Here is a 19,679-nt window from a genome sequence, read left to right on the forward strand (position 1 = left end):
TCGAAAAATGGCTGAAAACTCAGAAAACGGAAAGCCGGGAAACCCGATCCGCCGCGCCTGGAACTGGTTCTGGACTCCGACCGCAGTACTGAGCGCAGGGTTCGTGCTGCTTGCGGGGTTCCTTGGAGGAATCATGTTCTGGGGCGGTTTTCACTGGACACTGGAGCTCACCAACACAGAAGAGTTCTGCACCAGCTGCCACACCATGGAAACCAACCTCGCCGAATACCGTACAACCATTCACTACAGCAACCATTCAGGCGTGCGCGCGATCTGCTCGGATTGCCATGTTCCTCACGAGTGGCAACACAAGCTGAAAGCCAAGATCATGGCAGTGAAGGATGTCTATCATGAAGTGGTCGGGACAATCAGCACCCCGGAAAAATACGAGGCGCACCGCGGGGATATGGCTGCAGTTGTCTGGCGCAAGATGAAACTGTCCGATAGCCGCGAGTGCCGGAACTGCCATAACTTCAAATACATGGACTTTACGATCCAGGAAACGCGCGCCGCAGCGGAGCACCAGCGCGCTCTCGACGAAAACCTGACATGTATCGATTGCCACCAGGGTATCGCGCACGACCTGGCACCTGGATATCAGGAACGTTACCGGGAAGTTGTTGAGGAATTGCAGGCAAGCAACGCCCTGCCCGTTGACCCGTCCGAAGATGTCGCCGCGATCAGGTCTTACGTCGCTGACTTGTCTGAAAAATAACTTGCCCGGCGCCGGAACACGAATGCCGGCGCCTGCTCACTCTCATTCGTTGGAAAAGGCTGAAGCATGCTTGGTATCCTCGACTTACTTGGAACAATTGGTGGAAACGTTTTGAGCCTGCCGGGGATTCTGGGTCTAGCGCTCGGCATGATGACCCGGAACTGGATGTTTGCGGCCGTCATGGGAGGTTTCGTCGGTATTGCGGAGACACTGGTGTTTGCAGGTTTCAAGCTGGCAGAAGTTCAGATGATCGACCTTTTCATAGCGGTTCTGGTCGGTGTGCTTGCAAGCAGCGTCGGGTGTGCCATCCGGCACAAGGGGGCGACTGTCTGAAACTTCTGCCGCGGAGCTATGAATTGCTCGGTATCAAAAAACACGAAAGGCTGGCGCACGAGCCAGCCTTTTTACACATGGAACACGTGTTGTCTCAGGACATGGAAATATAGTTTCGCATCTGCTCGGCTTCGAGTTCAACCTGGGCAATCTTGTGCTTCACCACGTCGCCGATTGAGATCACACCGGTCAGTTTGCCGTCTTTCACCACCGGCATGTGACGGAACCTGCCTTGTGTCATGCGCGCCATCACTTCATTGACACTGTTGCCCTCGTTGCATGTCACGACCTCCTTGGTCATGACGCTCGTGACCGGCAATTTCAGCGCAGATGGTCCCTGTGTCCCGATCACGCGCACAATGTCGCGTTCTGAAACAATTCCCTCAATGGCCTTGTCCCTGGAACAAACCACCACTGCGCCGATCTTGTGTTTTGCCAGGGTTTCGCAAATGTCGCTCAGCAGTGCATCACTGCTTGCTGTAATGGTGTCGTGGCCCTTCCCACTCAGAATTGCGGCAACGGTCATCTAACAATACCTCCCTCAGCGTCAACCAGCCCGTGTTAAAACCGGATGCAGGTATCATGGCAAAAAAATGGGATCACGCAAACCATTAACACTGCGCCATTTCGACCGGCAGGTCAGAAACGCCGCCTCGGTACAGGATCAAAAAACGGGAACAGCGCGAGGCCGGCGGCAAAGCCGCCAATATGTGCCATCCAGGCGACACTTGCCGGCTGTCCGGCAACCGGACCGCTCATGAGACCGAAAAAGAGATTGAGCCCGAACCACACGGCAACGAAGACCAGGACCTGCTGATTGCGGAAACAATCGGCCAGCGGCTTCGCCGGCACCATGTAGGCTTCGCGATCGGTACGACGGATGGCACCGAGCGGGCCGCCCAGTTCGAAGACAAAGCGAATCGCGGCTGCCATCTGACCGGAAATCGCTGCCGACGCGCCAATCATCGGAACGCCCTCGCCCCAGTTCGTCGCCAGGTGTGCAAGTGCTCCCCCGACCGAACACAGCGCCGAAAAGAGCAGAAACCGGCTGACGCCGAACCTGCGTGCAACCGCGCTGCCGAAGATCGCCATCCAGAGCAGATTGAAAATGATATGTGTCGCACTGCCGTGCAGCAGGGAATAAGTGACAAATGCCCAAAGCGCCGAAGCCATGTCCAGCGCGGAGAGCCCCGCAAAAATCGAGTATTTCACCGGCCAGAAAGCAAAAAGGACGAGGATGAGATTGTCCCAGACAACCGGGAGCAGGAACACCCGTACGAGATGAATCGCAATCAGAATTCCACTGAGCCAGATGATGATATCAGGCAGATTGATCGCAGGCGGGCCGGCAGGTCTTCTGGGCGGTTGCTGCTTTTCGGCTTGTTCACGCCGGCTGCGTTCTTCGTCGAATTTGTATACGTTCATGGAATCTCGCTCTTTCCCCTATTTCTTCTAAGCAAGATCCCGGACAAAACAAGGGCGGCTTGATGATCAGGCGATCATTTCCTTCAAATGGTGAATGTCTTTTCAGATTGCCGCAGCGGATTTGCGCGAAAAAAGCAAGGACGCCGGTGCAAATCGAGATCGGATGAGATCCCGGGCGCCGGCGTCCTGTCTTCCCCCCAAAAGGTCGGTCGCGTCCCCACGCGCTCTTGTCAGGTCACTGTTCAGTTTCGAAGAACTTCAGCGCTCAATTGTGTTTGCGCGCTTGCGTCCTGCTTCGCTCCATTGCCGGGTTTTCGGCTTGAACCGCCGAGGCTGTTTGCCTCGCCATATATCTGAACAGAACGTTAAGCTGCCAGCACCACCGACTGAAGACAAGCAACACCGAAAATTAACCTTAACACCTGCCCCACCTCATTGTTTCATATCCATCAGCCACTTGGCACGCCCCATGCTTAGTAGAGGTCAGTCAAACACAGGATCGGACAAGCGCCCCATTTTGAAACAGTAGTGTCTTGAGACGATACACGGGGCGAATAATGGCGATGAGGCGAAGCAAGATGAAACACGGCGTAACGCAAACTCTTTATTCTTACTGGGACAACCTGCGCGGCGCCCGTCCAGCCCCGAACCGCAGTGAAGTCGACCCCGGCGAAATTCGCGGTCTGTTGGGAGATACCTTTATTCTGGAAACAAAAGGACCCCAGGACGTGCGTTACCGCCTGGCCGGAACGCGCCTTTGTTCAGCCCATTGCCGTGAACTTAAAGGCAGGAACTTCCTGCGTGGCTGGAGCACGAAGGATCGTGAAGCTCTGGAAAGCCTTGTTGCTGCCATTACGGAAGACGCGGCAGCGGCGGTCATTGGCGTTAGCGGTCACACCGAGCGGGATCAGGTTCTGCATATGGAAATGCTGCTCGTCCCTCTCAATGTGCCTGGAGAAGGCCGGATCCGCATCCTCGGAAGTTGTACACCGATGGAAAAGCCCTATTGGATCGGCCTGCACCCGATCCTGAACCAGTCGATCAGCAGCCTGCGTCTTGTCTGGCCCGACGAGCGGCCCTTCTTTGCCGACGCACCGGCAGCGGTCAATCCTATCCTGCCACGCTTCACGGCAGAAGGCATGAGCATGCCGGCGCCCACCCTGCCCCAGGGTGCCGAGCGCAAGGTCGGTCATCTGACAGTCTATAGCGGCGGCAAGTCCTGACCGCTTCGCACAAGACGCATCAAACACGCCCCACTATCCGAAAACCCGGAATCAACCGGGTTTTCTAACGCGGCGTCACAATTCTCGCCTCAAACTTGATGTCGACACCTCTCTCTTTTTCCAGGAGTGGTAATTTTTCCCGATGCAATTTATAGGAAGTTGCGCACTTTCGTTGCGCCGCTGGAAAACTGATGAAATTTTTAACGTCGAAAAGCAGTTGAGTGTCCCAATTCTTACACATCGTTAACCTCATCTGCCTAATGTATGAGTGAGACGTTTGGGGATTCGGGTTTCGGCCACTTGGTGCGGGACACACTGTTTGGATAGAGCAGGCATGGACGCCGGATTGGCAACAGCACCAGAAGGAAGCAAACCGCTTCAAGTCACGGACCGCCGGCGGCATCAACGTGTTCAGGTCGATATACTTGGCCGTTTCATGTTGGAGGACCGCCGGGAATACCCCTGTCAGATCATCGATATGTCACCAGGCGGAATGGCCATGATCACTCCTGTCGAAGGGCGTGTTGGTGAACGGGTGATTGCTTATCTTGATCATTTGAGCCGCGTCGAGGGACGTATTTCGCGGGTGATTGACGGCGGTTTTGCCGTTGAACTGCGCAACACCGCCCGCAAGCGCGACAAGATCGCGAACGTCCTGACCTGGCTCGCCAACAGGGATGAGCTCAATCTTCCAGAAGATCGCCGCCACGACCGTTTCGTGCCGAAAAATCCCATGACGAAGATGATCCTGCCGGACGGTTCGGAACATGTCTGCCGGATAATCGATGTGTCCCTTTCCGGGGCAGCCATCGCAACGGACAGCAGTCCCGAAATGGGTGATCCGATTACTCTCGGCAAGATGCAGGCCCGCGTCGTCCGGCGCATCGAAGGCGGCATTGCCGTCGAATTCGCCGCCGTCCAGAGCCGCGAGTTGCTGGAACACCATATCTCTGCGCCTGACTGAAGCTATTCCTGCCCCAGCCAGAAGATTGAGAGAGCTGCGTTTTGAACGGCTCCCTCGAGACTTAACTTACTGATTTGCCAGGTTACTTTTTCGTGGTTGCACGTACACTCGTGCACAGCGATGCGGCCGTCAGAGCTGCGATACCCACTGGTTTGTATTGGCTTTCCAAACTGCCAGCCACCTGCGGTCCCCGGTTCGGACGGGAATTTCGCGCTAACTTGTTCCTGCGTTCTTGATTCATGGCAGTTTTCAGGTCTTCAAGAAGAATGTTCATTTGTCTGCCTCCAGTTCGTGTGTTCTAGAGTCAGGAATACAAGGAACATGCCAAATGACAGGAAACAAGAAAACATCACTTAAACAATATCTTAGCGAAAATTCCTATTTCCAGAACCCGTCTGTCGCCTCCCAATGACAGAACACGATTCCCATTTTGGGTTGTATTTTGATCGATTTCGAGAATCTGGTGTACTTCGTGTGAATGCGGGCACCGCAGCGATAAACACCTTGACGTTGACTGGCCAATGCAATGTTTGCCCCTATCTGGATTGACGGGAATTTCGTCTCTCTTGGCCGCAATTGAAATTCCAGTCGTTTCCGCCCGGTCTTCATGCCATCTTTCACCTCATGGAAACCGTGGTCACCGCGTCGGATCATTTTGGACCGCGAAGCGCTTTCCTGAATAGTCAGCTGCGACGCTTTCAGAATAAGTGTTATGCTGGGATATCAAACGAGGGAGCCGGCCATGAGCAGATCTCTTGCTGCCCTGTGCTTGTTGTTGTTGATGACGACAACCGTAAAGTCCGACGTCAGATTCTGGTATCAGGACGGCAACTGGACAGTCTGGAATGAAAAAACCAAATGCAAGGCGGTCAATCGGCCGGTCATCGAGACCAGCCACGCTCCGTACATGTCTTTCTGGTTTGTTCATGATCTGGCCAATCCAGGCGTTTCGATCGACGCCTATTTTTGGCCCGGTGTCTTTGTCCAGGGCACGAAATTCAACATCAACCTTCTAGTGTCCTATGGCGATGAGCAGATAACGGTTCCGGCTGAGGCCGGACTTGATTTCGCCTTGAGGACGGACAGGCCACTGTCACAGACGGAAATCGATCTTCTCGTGAAGCAAACCCTGTTGATCGTCAAACCGGAGAATTCGTCGTTCAGTATTGCAGTTGATGCCGTCAAGATTCCGATTGTTTTACAGCAGCTGAAAGTGTGTGCTGATGTTCTCGGGAGAGCGGCGCAGAACCCGGAGTGATCTTCGGACGTGGAAGTTTTGCGTCTTCTTGCAGGACTGCTCTACCAAGATCTTCGAAAACACCCGGGAAAGCGTCACCCGGTCAGGTGAACGGGTTACATTCTCGGCAGAGCGTACCTTTCTGTGGATTGCCAGAATTTCGCGGATGAGACTTGGCCGTTTTTGACCCATGACGAGTTGGAGTTCACACCTGAGCGCCCCGTTCGCAATGCTCTTGATCCATTTCCAACTCAGCTGACCTTTCCGGATTGGAAGTCGTGAACATTTGGATTGTGATGACAAACGCCGAAGATACGTCACCAAGCGCCCCTTTTTTGGGAGAACAATGCCGCTACGGTTTCCCGGTTTGAAATTCACTGGTGATCACGCGGCAGTCGATCAACACTCAAGACGAACACAACATTAAAACGTTCACCGCCACCAATTACAGTGTCCGGTCCATTTGCAGTAAATGTAAAATTGGAAAACAAAAAAATAGCTAGATTCTGCATGTATACGCGTGAGAATTTATCTTTATTAATATTTCTTCGTGCTCAGATTTTATAAAAAATCAGAAAATTTTTGCAGTAGCGTATGCTTCCATTGCAATTTAAACATTGCAGATATTTAACAAAATTACGCTCTCGCCGTGGCTTCCGGTTATTGAATAGGCGCACCATGTGCACCAGATGAGTAAAAAGGAGGAAACTGATGAACCTACACACCGCACATTGTCTACTGGTGCGCGACGGACTGACATTCAACCGTTCGCGACTTCAATGGTTGCCCTGGAAACAGTATCGCTCGTTCCGGGACGCCAACAAAGGCAACCGCAAAGACAGATAGAAACCAGGCCTGTCAATCAGCGCCGCCCGATCGATCAATCCGGGCGGCGCTGAGATCTGCGTTCAAACCTGGTTCTTTTTTTCGTTTACCCGAACGAACCCACATTGCTCGGCCGGAAGTGCCACCGTGTTTTTGAAAAAAATCCGATTGCAGGAAATTATATTTCCGCCCCGAATCTTGCGCCAGACGGATGAAATCAGGATTGCTTCGCCGACCTGGATTTGTTCTCCACCCCGATCCTGACACGGCCCCGTCCAACAATCATCAACAATTTCACACGCTTCCAGGAGATCGATAAAATTTTAGACAAATTCGATTCAAGTTTTCTTAAAAAGAAAATTTCATTTTACTAAAATAAAAATCGAATTAGATTAAAGTATAAATAAGGTTTTACTTCGAAGTTTTTCGCGAAGTAAAAAGCATTGAGTCATCGTTACATCAGCCTTGGGGAGGGTGTTACGATGAATTTACTTGGAAAGCTTCTCTTTATCACAACATTGATCGCGACGGGTGTCTTTGCCGGATCTCCGGCACTTGCCGACCCTGGCCGTTTCATGGACATGAATATGGTGACCAAAGCACCAATCGGTCACAAGCAATTCTGCCGCGACAATGCCTGGGCCTGCCCGAAAGAACGCTATCAACCGGTTGTGGTCAAGCTCAATGAAGCGCGTTGGAACCAGTTGATCGCGATCAATGCAAAGGTCAACCGTCGTGTAAAGCCGATGACAGACGACGACCTCTTCGGCAAGATCGAGCACTGGTCCTACCCGGTGAATGGTTACGGTGACTGCGAAGAATATGTTCTGGAAAAGCAGCGCGTCCTGATAGAAGCCGGTTGGCCCAAAAGCGCTCTGCTCATCACAGTCGCCAAGGATGTGGACAATGCGGGCCACGCGGTGCTGACCGTCAGGACCGACCACGGCGACATGATCCTGGACAACCAGATCGAGGCTGTCCTGCCCTGGTATTCAACACCTTACCGTTACATCAAGCGCCAGTCCCCAAGTTCATCCGTCAGGTGGACAGGCATCTCCGACACGCGCGTGACCACCGTCAGTTCCGTGTCTCAGTAAGCACAAGGATAGGGATCGGCCTGTTGCAGGGCCGTCAGGACGATCCGGTCGCGTCCCCACCCTCCCCATCCCTACCACGACCGGATCCAGGGAACCGGCCCGCCCCCCGCAGGCCGGTTCCCGTTTTTTTGGTCGGGTGGGAACTTTTTTCGTCTCAGGTCTCCGAGAGGCCATCCCTGTAGCGCCGCCAGTTTCGAACGTAGCCTTCAGCTGACTTGCGGATATTGTCCTTTGCCTCGTCCGGCAGCGTGCGAACCACCTTGCCCGGAATGCCGACAACCAGTGAATTGTCCGGGATTTCCTTGCCTTCGCCGATCAGTGCATTCGCACCGATAATGCAGTTGGAGCCGATAATGGCTCCATTCAGCACTGTCGCGCCCATACCGATCAACGAATTGTCCTTGACGGTGCATCCGTGAAGGATCGCGTTGTGCCCGATCGTGCAATCCGCGCCGATCGTGAGCGGGTAACCCATGTCGGTGTGAAAGACGCAGCCATCTTGCACATTCGAGCGCGGACCGACGATCACCGGTTCGTTGTCACCTCTCAAGATGGCTCCAAACCAGACGCTCGCCGCCTCGCGGAGCCTGATATCACCGATGAGGGTTGCATTCGGCGCAATCCAGAAATCGCCGTTTTGAGGAAAATCCGGCGCACGGCCGTCAAGTGCATAAGTCGGCATGGAACCTCAGGTGTAACCGGCGACAATCAGAGCGACATTCATGACCAGAATACCAGAGCACATGCTCCACATCCCGGCAATCGTGGATGACGCCACAAGCCAGCCGAGCGGCCGCTTTTCGATCCTGCGCCCCCGAATGGCGTTACGCATGATGATAAACGGTCCGGCAAAGACGCAAAGGAAAACCTCGATTAGAAAAGCGAGCAGGTTTTCGCCCGAAAAGGAAAATTTTGGCGGTTGTCTGGTGACAAGTTGATAAAGGCTTCCGAGAACACCTGCTGCAACAAAGCCTGCGCTCGCGACATATCCAACGAGAAGAAGAGAGAAGAACACGCCCATTAACCTCTTATTAACTGGTCCGGCCGGAAACTGATTAACAAATTCTAAACGGTCAAATGCAAAGACTGTGCCGGACGGGTAAATGGGCAAAAACCTGGACTTCAGGCCATATGGGGCAAACGACAAGGCATCCTCGATCGGAACACCTGTTCCGTTTCGACACACTCTGTCCCATACCAGAGCACCCGGCCGACGGGATCAGATCCGATGATCCCGATGACGCTCCCGACCGCCAGCGGTGCCAACCCCCGCCGATTCAGGTTGCTGATGCTCGCGATACTGGTCCTTGGCGCGGCACATATCGTGGAACGGGCTGCCTACTGGACCAGCAACTGGGATGCCTACGCATCTTCCGATTCAGCGTCCGGCCCGGTGACCATTACAATCGGCAATACAGGATTTGTTCTCCCCGTCGACTACATCGCCAGGCCCAAACAACGTTCGCGGATCTTCGGTGGCGAAACAAACGTGAGATCGTTGAAGCTGTCCATGACATGGCCGGGTCTTGCCCCTGTGACAGGATCTCCGGGTGCTGGCAGGTTCGGTGCCACCGGGCGCACGCTGGTTGTAGACCTGGAGCATAATCCGGGCCGCGAGAGCATGAGAGCACGTCTGGACCCGTTTTACAGACGCCTTGCGCGAGGCGGTGAAATGAACGGACCTGATGGCCTCAAGATACTAACGCTTTCATCACGAGGTGCAGCCAAACGTGATCTGATCGTCTACGATCCGGCGCGACCGAACGGCTTCATCGCCCGATGTGTGATTTCAAAGTCGAGGCACGAAGCAATGTGTTACCGGGCGATTGTCATGACGTCGGGTCTGGAACTCAGGTACCGCTTCGATGAAGATCTGCTGGCAAACTGGCGGCAGATCGACGACGCCATTGTCCGCAAGGTAAGAGCATTTCGGCAGAGTTGACCTCAGGCCGCTCGACGCTGGAAGACAGGAAAGGGCAGCCTCTCGTGAGAAAGGCCGCCCTTGTCAAATGGTTCGATTGAGACTCAGACCTCGTCCAGATCGATTTCCAGAATAGCCATCTGGAAGTTCCAGCTCAGATCCTCGTCTTCGTCGTCGCGGAAGATCACGCCGATAAATTCTTCGCCGATATAGACCTCTGCGGAGTCGTCCTTGCGCGGACGGGCCCGCACTTGAAGGCTCTGCAGCTCGAATTTCAAACGCAGGTACGCTTCGATCTTGCGGATTTCATCGGGTTTCACGGCGCTCTCCTTGTAAATGCCGTCTGCTATTTAGTCGCGCGGACCCTATAAGACCAGCCCAAAATGCCAAACCCTTTCCGCAAACTATCCCCCGGTTCCTTTTTCCGCACAGACCTTCAGTCATCACCAAGCAACTGGTTCATGCTGCGTGCCGGTTCCGCACATCCCGCCTTGCCGACGATTCTGGCCGGAACACCAGCCACCGTTGTGCATTCGGGCACATCCGCAAGTACGACAGATCCGGCGGCGATACGCGAGCAATGGCCGATCTCGAGGTTACCGAGGACTTTTGCACCCGCACCAATAAGGACACCGTTCTGGATCTTAGGATGGCGATCGCCGCCTTCCTTGCCAGTACCGCCCAGAGTAACGCCCTGCAGGATGGAAACATCATCGCCGATAGCAGCAGTCCCGCCGACAACAATGCCTGTACCGTGATCTATGAATATGCCGCGCCCGACCGGAACAGCCGGGTGAATGTCGATCTGGAACACTTCCGACGCGCGGCTCTGCAGATAGAGTGCGAAGTCCTTGCGTCCCTTGCGCCAAAGCCAGTTCGCAAGACGGTGGGTCTGAAGCCCATGGAAACCCTTGAAATAGAGAACCGGTTCCAGGTAGCGGAAACAGGCCGGATCGCGATCGAAGACGGCCACGATGTCGACACGGAAAATCTTGGCCAGTTCCGGTTCATCTGCAAGCGCTTCAAGATAGGTTTGCCGGATGAGTGACGCGGAGACGACATCTCTTCCGAGCCTGTCCCCCAACCTGTGCAAGACCGCTTCTTCGAGACTGTCGTGATTGAGAACAGTTTCATAGACAAAGGAGGACAGCGCCGGTTCGACGGCAACCATCTGCTGAGCCTCGTCGCGTAACTTCTGCCAGACCGGATCATGGGTCGGAACGCGTTCTACGTCGGGCTTCGATATCGATGCCGACATGGCCTGTCTCCTTTTCAAGCCGTCACAAACGTTATCCTAAAATAGGACTGTCGTCGGATATTCCAAAATGAAACTTGCTGATATCAGATATGAAACCCTTTTATGAAACGGGAAAGTTTAAGATTTCTGGCGTTCTAGCTGCCCGGCGATCACAATTTGAGGAACAAGAATGCCACATGACGGAAACAGTGCCGTGAAAACGGACAACCCGATTCTGGCAATTCGTGGCCAAGTCGCGGAAATTGTTCTGAACGCTCCGGACCGCAAAAACGCACTTTCCTTGTCCGCCTGGGAGCGCATTCCCGGACGACTTCACGAGCTGACGGCAAACCCGGAAATTCGTGTTTGCGTCATCCGAGGAGCTGGCAGGAGGAGTTTCTGCGCTGGTGCGGACATTTCCGAATTCAAGGCAATCCGCTCGACCCCCGAAGCCGCGATGCGGTATGACGCGATCAACGTTGCGGCCTTCAAGGCGCTCAAGAATGTTGCAGTTCCTGTGATCGCTGCGATCGAAGGTCCCTGTCTCGGTGGCGGACTGGGGCTGGCACTTGCCTGCGACCTGAGGATCGCCTCGCAAACGGCCTTGTTCGGAATTCCGGCAGCCAGGCTCGGGTTGGCCTATCCTCCGGATGCCTTGTCTGATCTCCTGGAAGTTGTCTCCCCATCTGACGCAAAGAAGATCCTGTTCACCGGCGAGCGGTTTTCGGCGGAATCCGCGCTACAAATGGGATTGATCAGCGAGGTATTGAGCCCCGACGCCCTTGATGCTCGGATCGAGGCCCTGTGCAACGCGATCTGTGCAAATGCGCCGCTATCTGTGAGGGCAGCAAAACAGGCGGTGAACAATCTGTCCGACAACGCCGCACAAGAGAAACTTGAAAATGATCGTTTGAACGCCCGGAACTGTATCGACAGCGCCGACTACGACGAGGGTTGCAGGGCTTTTCTGGAAAAACGCGAGCCTGTATTCTCAGGTCGATGACAACGGAAACACTGGTTGCCTGTGCGACTGCCAATGCATGCGCAAATAGCTCACCGTCGGCGGATTCGTTTTCTCATGAAACCTCCGCAAATCTCTGAGACCATTATCATTACCTGCTCAAGGCAGGGACCGCATCCGCCCTCAATTCGAGCAGGAAGTTCTCCACGGCTGACGCAAACACATCATTGCGGTCTCCGGCAACCATATGCCCGGCGTCCTGGATGTCCGTGAATTTCGCATGAGGCACCCGCGCCAGGAATTCCTGTACATGCTCCATCGAGACCAGTTCGGAATTCCGCCCGCGTATCAGCAGAACGGGCAAGGTGAGATTGCCCACAGCCACAAGCATGTTTGCCTGAATCTGGTCTGACGACTTCGGGTCTTCGTGCTGTCTCGATCTCAGGAAAGCCGGATCCCAATGCCAGCGATAGCGGCCATCGCCATGCAAGCGCAGGTTCTTGGCGAGACCCGAGAGATCTTTCGGCCTTGTCCGGTTTGGCAGATACCGTGAAATGGCATCCGCCGCCTCTTCGACATCCACAAAGCCTTCTTCGACCCGGTCTCCCATGAATCCGATGATCTTGCTGACACCACCCATGTCGATCCGAGGTGTGATATCCACCAGGACGAGCGCCGAAAGACCGCCCGGATTTTCCTGCCCTTCGGCAAGCATACCGGCAAATCCGCCAAGCGAGGCGCCGACAACGACCGGTTTGGCGCTGTGGAGTGCAACGACCTGCCGGGTAACTGCAACAAGGTCCTTGCTGAAATCTTCAAAACTGTAGGTGCCGGATGCAACCCAGTCGCTCTCTCCATGACCGCGCTGATCGAGAGAATAGACGGGATGGCCGAGGGTTGCGATCCGCGCAGCCGCAGCCTCCCAGGAATGGCGTGTTTGCCCGCCGCCGTGAAGCAAGATGACAGGTTGATCGCCTTCTCCGTATCTGTCAGCGATCAGCCAGTTCTGTTCAGCCCCCTGAAACTCAACCCGTTTCGGCCCCATGTATTCCTCTGTCATTCTTCGCAAGTTGTACGCCAGCCTCGCAAGGAAGGTCTTACGCGTCGATGTTGTTCAAAAATGCCAGCACGCCCTGTTTGTGAACCTTGTCTCCGACAGCAACCATGTGGTCACGGCCCGGAATTTCCAGGACCTCGGCATGCGGGATGAGATCGGCGAGTTTATGCGGCGAACCGGCAATTTCGTCCTCGGTACCGACTGCAACCAGGACCGGCCTTTCGATCCGTCCGACGTCGTCCTCGCTGATTTTTTGTCTCGACGAGCGCATGCAGGCCGCCAGTGCCTGTCTGTCCGAGCCTGTCTGGTCCGCAAATGCCCTGAAGGCACGTCCGGTGCGATCCCTGATATCCTGAATGCGATCCGTTTCCAGGGCAACTGCGATGGGCTCGGGATCTCCAACACCGGCGACCATGCCATAGCCCAGACCGCTGAAAATCGCCCTGCGAACTCGGTCAGGATGATTGAGCGTCAAAAACGCGGCGATCCGGGCACCCATGGAATACCCCATGACGTCAGCCTGCGGGATTTCCAGATAGTCGAGCAGGTTTCTGGCGTCTTCAGCCATGAGTGGTGCCCCGTAGGCCTCTGGGTCGTGGAATTTTTCACTCTCGCCATGACCCCGGTTGTCGAGCGCAATCACGCGGCGACCGTCCTTGACCAAGAGGTCGACCCATCCCGGATACTGCCAGTTCACCTGCTTGTTGGAAGCAAATCCGTGTATGAGAAGGATCGGATCCCCCTCTCCTTCATCAAGATAGGCGATCCTGACACCATCGACTTCTGCGTGCGGCATGAAACGAAGTAACCCTTACGTAAACGGAAAACACATTTTCCCTTACCTTAAGGGGAGAAACTCCCATTGGCAAAGGAGAAAACGGCTGCGCTGTGCAAATGTCGAAATGCGGCGCTGAACCGCAGTATCCGAGGACTACCTTTTCATTTCACAAGTGATATTGTCACCGAAATTCGGTATCGGGGAAACCCTCCCCACAGGTCAAAGAGGAACGTCACAATGGCGGATCAGGTTGTCCCGCATTTTCAGAACTCCAGCGGGCACGATTCAGTCGCGATCGGCGCACGCGAATTCATGTGCATCGGCGCAAAACCTCCGTTTGATCATCCCCATATCTTTCTGGACATGGGAACCGAAAACGAAATCGTCTGCCCGTACTGCTCAACGCTCTACAAGTTCGATCCAACTTTGAAGGCGGGGGAATCGTCTCCAAACGACTGCAATTGGACGCCTGAAGCCGCCTGAGAAATGAGCGGTTCATGACCGAGACAGACGACGACGCCCTGACACCCATCGTCATCGCCGGTGGCGGCATTGGCGGATTGACCGCCGCGCTGGCGCTTCGGCAGCAGGGACACAATATCGTGCTCCTGGAAAAGGCAAATGAGATTTCCGAAGTCGGCGCGGGTCTGCAGCTTTCGCCGAACGCCTGCTCGGTTCTGCAAAGACTGGACGTCTTGAAGGATCTCGAGGCGTTCGCCTACGCGCCTGACGGACTCAGGATCTGGTCCGGAGAAAACGGCAAGCAACTTGCCAGGGTTGAGCTCGGAAAATTCATCAGGGAACGGCACGGCAATCCGTTTTGGGTCATTCACAGGGCTGATCTTCAACGGGTTTTGCTTGATCGGGCTCAAAAAACGCCGGGGATCACGATACGCCTGTCTTGCGAGGTGCAGGACCTCACACCATCGCCTTATGATCATCTGGTCTGCATTTACCGCCTTGGTGAAGAGACCGCAAACCAGAAGTGCAAGGCGTTGATCGGAGCCGATGGCGTGTGGTCCAGGACCAGGCGTCATGTACCGGGCCACGTGAATGCCCGGTTCAGCGGACAGGTTGCCTACCGTGCGACGGTGCCAATCGACCAGGTGGATGACAAGTTCGCGCGCGACAGCGGTCTTTGGCTACACAGGAATTCACACCTGGTTCACTACCCGATAAGGGGCGGCAGAGAGCTCAATATTGTCGCGCTTGCCCGGGAGGACTGGAGCGACGAAACCTGGTCGGCCAAGGCCGACAAGGACGCTGTATTGCGGGTCTTCAAGGACTGGCCGGCTGAAACCAGAAACCTGCTCGGCAAGCCGGAACGCTGGCTGAAATGGGCGCTTTGCAGCGTCGATGGGTCTGGCCCCTGGACACACGGGCATGTGGCGCTGATGGGAGACGCCGCGCACGCGATGCTTCCCTTCATGGCGCAAGGTGCCGCAATGGCGATCGAGGACGCAGCCATTCTGGCAAAACATCTGCCGAAGAATGTTCAGAACATTCCATCCGCTCTCAGGTCGTTTGAAAGGGACCGGAAACCCCGTGCCAGCCATATCCAGGGAATATCGCGCGGCAACGCTCGGACATTTCACTACTCGGGTCCAATGGCCTTCGCACGCGACACTGTTCTCCGGCTCACGAAGCCGAAAAGTCTGGCGGCACGTTTCGATGACATTTATGGCTGGACTCCTGAGCAATAATCCGTCTTTGGCTTGAGCTGAAATGAAAGCTGCGATAAAGCGGGTTCCCAATCGGATTTCAGGGAGTGCGATGATGACCGGTCAGAAGGCAGATGACATTGTGACCGCCGCGTTCCTGGTTATCGGTGACGAGATTCTGTCCGGCCGCACCAAGGACAAGAATATCGGCTTCGTTGCTGACTACATGACCTCCCTTGGAATCGATCTGAAAGAGGTTCGGGTTGTTCCGGACGAGCAGGACCAGATCGTCGCGGCGATCAATGCACTGCGGACAAAGTTCAACTACGTGTTTACGTCCGGCGGCATTGGTCCGACCCATGACGATATCACCGCCGAAAGCGTGGCGGCAGCCTTCGATGTACCTTTGAATCTCGATCCGCGCGCCGTCGCGATCATGGAAAAACACTATGAGCCCGGCCAGTTTACTCCGGCACGTCAGCGCATGGCGCGTATTCCCGAGGGAGCGGACCTCATCGAAAACAAGGTGTCCAAGGCTCCCGGATTCAGGATTGAAAACGTGCATGTCATGGCCGGCGTACCGTCCATCATGCAGGCCATGCTGGACGCCATTGCACCGACCCTGACAACCGGGCGCAAGATGCTGTCCAGGACTGTTGCCGCCGACATGCCGGAAAGCCGCATCGCCGACAGGCTGGCTGCCATTCAGGATGCACATCCTGAAACCCTTATCGGATCCTACCCGAACGCATCTGACGGCAAGTTCACAACCCAGATCGTTATCAGGTCGCGCGACGAGGCAATCCTGACGGCCGCGGCTCAAGACGTGGCACAGGCCGTTGCAGAGTTGCTGGGATCATAAAGAGCGAGAATGACAATGGAAAATTCCACCCAAAACAAGGCTTTCCCGGTTTCATGGGACATGTTTCACCGGGATTCCCGCGCTTTGGCTTGGCGGTTGTCGAGCGAAGGTGAATGGAAGGCTATTGTCTGCATCACGCGAGGTGGACTGGTTCCTGCTGGAATCGTCGCCCGCGAGCTTGGTATCCGGACGATTGAAACGGTCTGCATCGCCTCATATCACGACTATGAAAATCAGGGGCAACTGAAGGTCATCAAGCCAGTCGACCCGAAGGTCGTCGATCTGGAAGATGGTGAAGGCAGTGGTGTCCTTGTGATCGATGATCTGGTCGACACCGGAAAGACATTGAAAGTCGTGCGAGAAATGCTTCCCAAGGCCCACTACGCTACGGTCTACGCAAAGCCTGTGGGTGTTCCGATGGTTGACACTTTCATCACAGAAGTATCCCAGGACACTTGGATCTATTTCCCGTGGGACATGGGCTGGCAATTCCAGCCGCCGCTTTCAAAAGACACGGCCGGTTGATCGGCATAACAGTTCTTTTGCGTTTGTTCTTTCCTTGCGCAGTCCAGAGCCGGAAAAGCTGCAGTTGAGTACCGGTCCGGATGCGGACCTTGCGGCCTTGACCAGGAAGGTCAAGGCGCAAGTTGTATCGGCAAATCAGCCGATCAGGGTCTTCAGCGCGCGCGGGTCCGTTTCACCGGAAGTCCACCCGAATTCGAACCGTTTGGCTTGATCCTTGAAGCCTTGAACGGGGTCAGCTTGACACCGCCATGATTGGCGCAGGCGACCTCGGCACTGATGGCATCGTCCTTGCCGAAATCGTAGATCGTTCCGTCCGCACACTCAACAACGTGGCTGCCGGCCTGTGCCGTCGTCGGCAGAACTGTAAAGGCAAGGCTCGCGGCTGCAACGGCGCCAAGAAGATTCATGTTCAGTTTCATTTCAGTCTCCATCTGTTGCGTCAGCTTGATTGCTGACAACCGACAGATGGGAACCGGACATTTCAACCGTGCATCGGCGCAGGTCTCAATTGTATCGGCCCAGGGCAACACTGATACATTCAGGACAAACAACAATCGCAGTGCGCCAATCCCGGTACAAATCGGATCAAACCTGAAAACCGGAAGCTATATCTCGATATTGACTGGACGGACGGCTTCGATACCGTCCAGCGTCACATCGCACCCGATCGCGTATGTGTTGACGCCCGCCTCCTGCGCAGCCGCAAAGGCAGACGCGTAGGCTGGGTCGATGTCCGAGGCAAGGCTGAGCCGGTCGCAATCGGGTCGCTGAACCAGGAAAACCATCGCGGCCCCATGTCCTTCAGCAACCATATCAGCGAGCTCGGCCAGGTGTTTCGCACCGCGTGCCGTGACACTGTCCGGGAATTCGGCAAGTCCTGCCTGACGCATCAAGTGGACATTCTTCACCTCGACATAGGTCTTTTTGCCGTTCCCGTCTTCAAGCAGAATATCAATGCGCGAGTTCTTGCCGTACTTCACTTCCCGGCGCAGGGTCTCGTATCCGGAAAGCGCTTTGATGCGGCCGGCCTCGATCGCCTCTTCCACCAGCCTGTTCGGATGCGCGGTGTTGATACCGACGAGCGCCCCGTCTGCCTCGATGATTTCCCAGGAGTATTTGAGTTTGCGCTTCGGATTGTCCGACTGTGACAACCATACCCTTGATCCCGGCTCCTTCAGTCCGAGCATAGAGCCCGGATTGGCGCAGTGAGCCGTGACCTCGCTACCGTTTTCGTCCAGAACGACATCGGCCAGAAAACGCTTGTAGCGCTTGACAAGACGTCCGCTGGCAAGCGGTGCTGCAAATTTCATTTCGTGATCCTCACGAGCAATAATGGCTGTTTTTCGGCGAAGTTATTTCGACCAGAAATCCGGATCCAGCAGGACAAGGACGGTAAAGAGTTCGAGTCTGCCGACAAGCATGGCAAAGGAGAGCAGCCATTTGGCACCGTCCGGCAGCGGTGCGAAATGTCCAGCCGGACCGATGACAGGACCAAGGCCCGGCCCCACGTTGCCCACTGACGTTGCAGCGGCCGAAATCGCGGTTACGAGATCCAGGTCAAAAAAGGAAAGTGCCACGGTGATGATGCCGACCGACCCCATATAGACCACGAGGAAGGCAAGAACCGAAAACGAGAGCTCCGGCGTCAGGCGCGTCCCGGCGTATTCTTCGGACATGATGCGGTGTGGACGTACCATCCTCCGCAAATGCGCGCGCACAGTACCGAAAAACACCAGGAAGCGGAAAATCTTGATACCGCCGGTCGTTGAGCCGGTGCAGCCGCCGACAAACATCAGCAAGAAAGCAATTCCGACGACCGGGGCGCCCCATTGGGTGAAATCTCCCAGAGCGTAACCGGTTCCCGTGACGATCGAGACGACATTGAACGTTGAGCGCAACAAGGCTTCCTCGAACGGAAAGCGCATGTTGATGCCGAGATAAACCGTAAGCGTCAGTGACACGAGTGCAAGAAATCCCAGCAGCGCACGCACTTGCGGGTCCCGCCACAACTGCAAAGGACGTCCGCGAAGAGCCTGAATGAGCAGAACGAATGGCATGGCGCCGACAATCATGAACAGCACGGCTACCCAGCCTGACGCAGGATTCTTGAAATACCCGAATGACTGGTCATGTGTGGAAAACCCGCCGGTCGCAATCGTTGTCAGGGCATGGTTGAAGGCATCAAACAGCTCCATGCCGGTTGCCAGGTAAGCCGCTATGCAAAGAACGGTCAGGAACAGATAGGCCAGGCCGATCAGGCGGATCAGTTCAACCGACCGGCTGACAATCTTTTCCGATCGGTCGGAACTCTCGCTCTGAAACAGCTGCATTCCGCCGATCCTCAGGAACGGCAGCAGAACGATCGCCATGACGATAATGCCGACACCGCCCATCCATTGCAGCATGGAACGCCAGACGAGCAGCCCTGGCGGCAACCCGTCAAGACCGGTGAGAACCGTCGATCCGGTTGTCGTGAAGCCGGAAACCGCCTCGAATACCGCGTCGGCATAACCGATGCCAAGCCACAGGAAAGGCAATGCACCGAAGGCCGGCAGCGATGCCCAAGAAAGTGTGGTGAGAATGAAGGTCTGCCGAGTGTCGAGTCCTTCGCGAAGCGAACCGCCGACCGCGAGCGACAGCAGCATCCCTATCATTCCCGTCAGGAGTGCGGAAAAGACAAAGGCCTGCCAGTCGGCGTTCTTCTGGGCAACGTCAACGATGGCGGGAATGAGCATGGCGGTCGCAAGACCGACATACAAGAACCCGAGAACATTCAAAACTGGTCTGAGAGAAATCAAGCAGAACTCGTCCCGAACACCGTTTCACCAAAAGGCACGGACGCCCGTCTTGGACGCCAG

The 19,679-nt window shown here is 55.3% G+C and carries 24 protein-coding genes; 13 read left to right on the plus strand and 11 right to left on the minus strand.

Annotated features, from left to right (window positions below; translation table 11 throughout):
* The first annotated feature begins 7 nt into the window (after positions 1 to 7).
* A complete protein-coding gene (locus LA5095_RS14310; RefSeq protein ID WP_055116066.1) occupies positions 8 to 715 on the plus strand; it encodes a NapC/NirT family cytochrome c in 708 nt (235 codons plus the stop codon).
* Between the two features lie 66 nt (positions 716 to 781).
* The gene (locus tag LA5095_RS14315) at positions 782 to 1,048 is read left to right on the plus strand and encodes a hypothetical protein (RefSeq protein WP_208992696.1); all 267 of its coding nucleotides are present in this window, start codon (positions 782 to 784) and stop codon (positions 1,046 to 1,048) included.
* A gap of 94 nt (positions 1,049 to 1,142) precedes the next feature.
* On the opposite strand, the gene LA5095_RS14320 is transcribed toward LA5095_RS14315, so the two are convergent.
* Positions 1,143 to 1,574, minus strand: a complete 432-nt coding sequence (locus tag LA5095_RS14320; protein WP_055116068.1) for a CBS domain-containing protein — start codon at positions 1,572 to 1,574, stop codon at positions 1,143 to 1,145.
* A 113-nt stretch (positions 1,575 to 1,687) separates the two neighbouring features.
* A complete protein-coding gene (locus LA5095_RS14325; protein ID WP_055116070.1) occupies positions 1,688 to 2,473 on the minus strand; it encodes a rhomboid family intramembrane serine protease in 786 nt (261 codons plus the stop codon).
* 578 nt (positions 2,474 to 3,051) lie between these two features.
* On the opposite strand from LA5095_RS14325, the gene LA5095_RS14330 reads away from it, so the two are divergent.
* The 5 genes from LA5095_RS14330 to LA5095_RS14355 all read left to right on the plus strand — a co-directional run bounded on the left by LA5095_RS14330 (position 3,052) and on the right by LA5095_RS14355 (position 7,819).
* Positions 3,052 to 3,696 carry a PAS domain-containing protein gene (locus tag LA5095_RS14330; RefSeq protein ID WP_029061669.1) on the plus strand — a complete coding sequence of 215 codons (645 nt, stop codon included), beginning with the start codon at positions 3,052 to 3,054 and terminating at the stop codon, positions 3,694 to 3,696.
* 334 nt (positions 3,697 to 4,030) lie between these two features.
* On the plus strand, positions 4,031 to 4,660 hold the full coding sequence (locus LA5095_RS14335; protein ID WP_029061668.1) for a PilZ domain-containing protein: 630 nt from the start codon (positions 4,031 to 4,033) through the stop codon (positions 4,658 to 4,660).
* A gap of 742 nt (positions 4,661 to 5,402) precedes the next feature.
* Positions 5,403 to 5,918, plus strand: coding sequence for a hypothetical protein (locus tag LA5095_RS14350; RefSeq protein WP_144435994.1), 516 nt, complete (start codon positions 5,403 to 5,405; stop codon positions 5,916 to 5,918).
* Positions 5,919 to 6,608: 690 nt separating this feature from the next.
* Positions 6,609 to 6,743: a hypothetical protein gene (locus LA5095_RS33400; protein ID WP_268873254.1), complete on the plus strand. Its 135-nt coding sequence runs from the start codon at positions 6,609 to 6,611 to the stop codon at positions 6,741 to 6,743.
* A gap of 461 nt (positions 6,744 to 7,204) precedes the next feature.
* Positions 7,205 to 7,819, plus strand: coding sequence for a transglutaminase-like cysteine peptidase (locus tag LA5095_RS14355; protein ID WP_055116078.1), 615 nt, complete (start codon positions 7,205 to 7,207; stop codon positions 7,817 to 7,819).
* Between the two features lie 154 nt (positions 7,820 to 7,973).
* Here the strand turns inward: LA5095_RS14355 and LA5095_RS14360 are convergent, their stop codons facing one another.
* Positions 7,974 to 8,501 (minus strand): gamma carbonic anhydrase family protein, encoded by a 528-nt coding sequence (locus LA5095_RS14360; protein WP_055116080.1) that lies wholly within the window; start codon positions 8,499 to 8,501, stop codon positions 7,974 to 7,976.
* A 6-nt stretch (positions 8,502 to 8,507) separates the two neighbouring features.
* The gene (locus LA5095_RS14365) at positions 8,508 to 8,834 is read right to left on the minus strand and encodes a DUF6949 family protein (RefSeq protein ID WP_208992697.1); all 327 of its coding nucleotides are present in this window, start codon (positions 8,832 to 8,834) and stop codon (positions 8,508 to 8,510) included.
* A 213-nt stretch (positions 8,835 to 9,047) separates the two neighbouring features.
* On the opposite strand from LA5095_RS14365, the gene LA5095_RS14370 reads away from it, so the two are divergent.
* On the plus strand, positions 9,048 to 9,761 hold the full coding sequence (locus LA5095_RS14370; protein WP_055116085.1) for a hypothetical protein: 714 nt from the start codon (positions 9,048 to 9,050) through the stop codon (positions 9,759 to 9,761).
* Positions 9,762 to 9,844: 83 nt separating this feature from the next.
* On the opposite strand, the gene LA5095_RS14375 is transcribed toward LA5095_RS14370, so the two are convergent.
* Positions 9,845 to 10,060, minus strand: coding sequence for a DUF3126 family protein (locus LA5095_RS14375; protein WP_029061660.1), 216 nt, complete (start codon positions 10,058 to 10,060; stop codon positions 9,845 to 9,847).
* Between the two features lie 116 nt (positions 10,061 to 10,176).
* Positions 10,177 to 10,998 (minus strand): serine O-acetyltransferase, encoded by an 822-nt coding sequence (cysE, locus tag LA5095_RS14380; RefSeq protein ID WP_055116087.1) that lies wholly within the window; start codon positions 10,996 to 10,998, stop codon positions 10,177 to 10,179.
* A 169-nt stretch (positions 10,999 to 11,167) separates the two neighbouring features.
* Here cysE and LA5095_RS14385 point away from each other — a divergent pair, with 169 nt between their 5' ends.
* On the plus strand, positions 11,168 to 11,980 hold the full coding sequence (locus LA5095_RS14385; protein WP_055116089.1) for an enoyl-CoA hydratase: 813 nt from the start codon (positions 11,168 to 11,170) through the stop codon (positions 11,978 to 11,980).
* 109 nt (positions 11,981 to 12,089) lie between these two features.
* Here the strand turns inward: LA5095_RS14385 and LA5095_RS14390 are convergent, their stop codons facing one another.
* Both LA5095_RS14390 and LA5095_RS14395 read right to left on the minus strand, forming a co-directional pair.
* Entirely contained in the window at positions 12,090 to 12,983 is an 894-nt protein-coding gene (locus LA5095_RS14390; protein ID WP_055116853.1) for an alpha/beta fold hydrolase, read from the minus strand.
* Between the two features lie 52 nt (positions 12,984 to 13,035).
* On the minus strand, positions 13,036 to 13,791 hold the full coding sequence (locus LA5095_RS14395; protein ID WP_055116091.1) for an alpha/beta fold hydrolase: 756 nt from the start codon (positions 13,789 to 13,791) through the stop codon (positions 13,036 to 13,038).
* Between the two features lie 219 nt (positions 13,792 to 14,010).
* Here LA5095_RS14395 and LA5095_RS14400 point away from each other — a divergent pair, with 219 nt between their 5' ends.
* The 4 genes from LA5095_RS14400 (at position 14,011) to gpt (ending at position 16,821) form a co-directional block, all read left to right on the plus strand.
* Positions 14,011 to 14,256, plus strand: coding sequence for a zinc-finger domain-containing protein (locus LA5095_RS14400; protein ID WP_055116855.1), 246 nt, complete (start codon positions 14,011 to 14,013; stop codon positions 14,254 to 14,256).
* 14 nt (positions 14,257 to 14,270) lie between these two features.
* Positions 14,271 to 15,476: an FAD-dependent monooxygenase gene (locus tag LA5095_RS14405; RefSeq protein WP_055116092.1), complete on the plus strand. Its 1,206-nt coding sequence runs from the start codon at positions 14,271 to 14,273 to the stop codon at positions 15,474 to 15,476.
* 73 nt (positions 15,477 to 15,549) lie between these two features.
* Entirely contained in the window at positions 15,550 to 16,296 is a 747-nt protein-coding gene (locus LA5095_RS14410) for a competence/damage-inducible protein A (RefSeq protein WP_055116857.1), read from the plus strand.
* A 15-nt stretch (positions 16,297 to 16,311) separates the two neighbouring features.
* Positions 16,312 to 16,821 (plus strand): xanthine phosphoribosyltransferase, encoded by a 510-nt coding sequence (gene gpt, locus LA5095_RS14415; RefSeq protein ID WP_029061652.1) that lies wholly within the window; start codon positions 16,312 to 16,314, stop codon positions 16,819 to 16,821.
* Positions 16,822 to 16,973: 152 nt separating this feature from the next.
* On the opposite strand, the gene LA5095_RS14420 is transcribed toward gpt, so the two are convergent.
* The 3 genes from LA5095_RS14420 to LA5095_RS14430 all read right to left on the minus strand — a co-directional run bounded on the left by LA5095_RS14420 (position 16,974) and on the right by LA5095_RS14430 (position 19,598).
* Positions 16,974 to 17,240, minus strand: a complete 267-nt coding sequence (locus tag LA5095_RS14420) for a hypothetical protein (RefSeq protein WP_144435995.1) — start codon at positions 17,238 to 17,240, stop codon at positions 16,974 to 16,976.
* A 186-nt stretch (positions 17,241 to 17,426) separates the two neighbouring features.
* Entirely contained in the window at positions 17,427 to 18,131 is a 705-nt protein-coding gene (gene sfsA, locus LA5095_RS14425; RefSeq protein ID WP_055116096.1) for a DNA/RNA nuclease SfsA, read from the minus strand.
* 42 nt (positions 18,132 to 18,173) lie between these two features.
* Positions 18,174 to 19,598: a TrkH family potassium uptake protein gene (locus LA5095_RS14430; protein WP_035898381.1), complete on the minus strand. Its 1,425-nt coding sequence runs from the start codon at positions 19,596 to 19,598 to the stop codon at positions 18,174 to 18,176.
* Positions 19,599 to 19,679 lie beyond the last annotated feature (81 nt).

It is taken from the genome of Roseibium album, assembly GCF_001404515.1.
GTDB lineage: Bacteria > Pseudomonadota > Alphaproteobacteria > Rhizobiales > Stappiaceae > Roseibium > Roseibium album.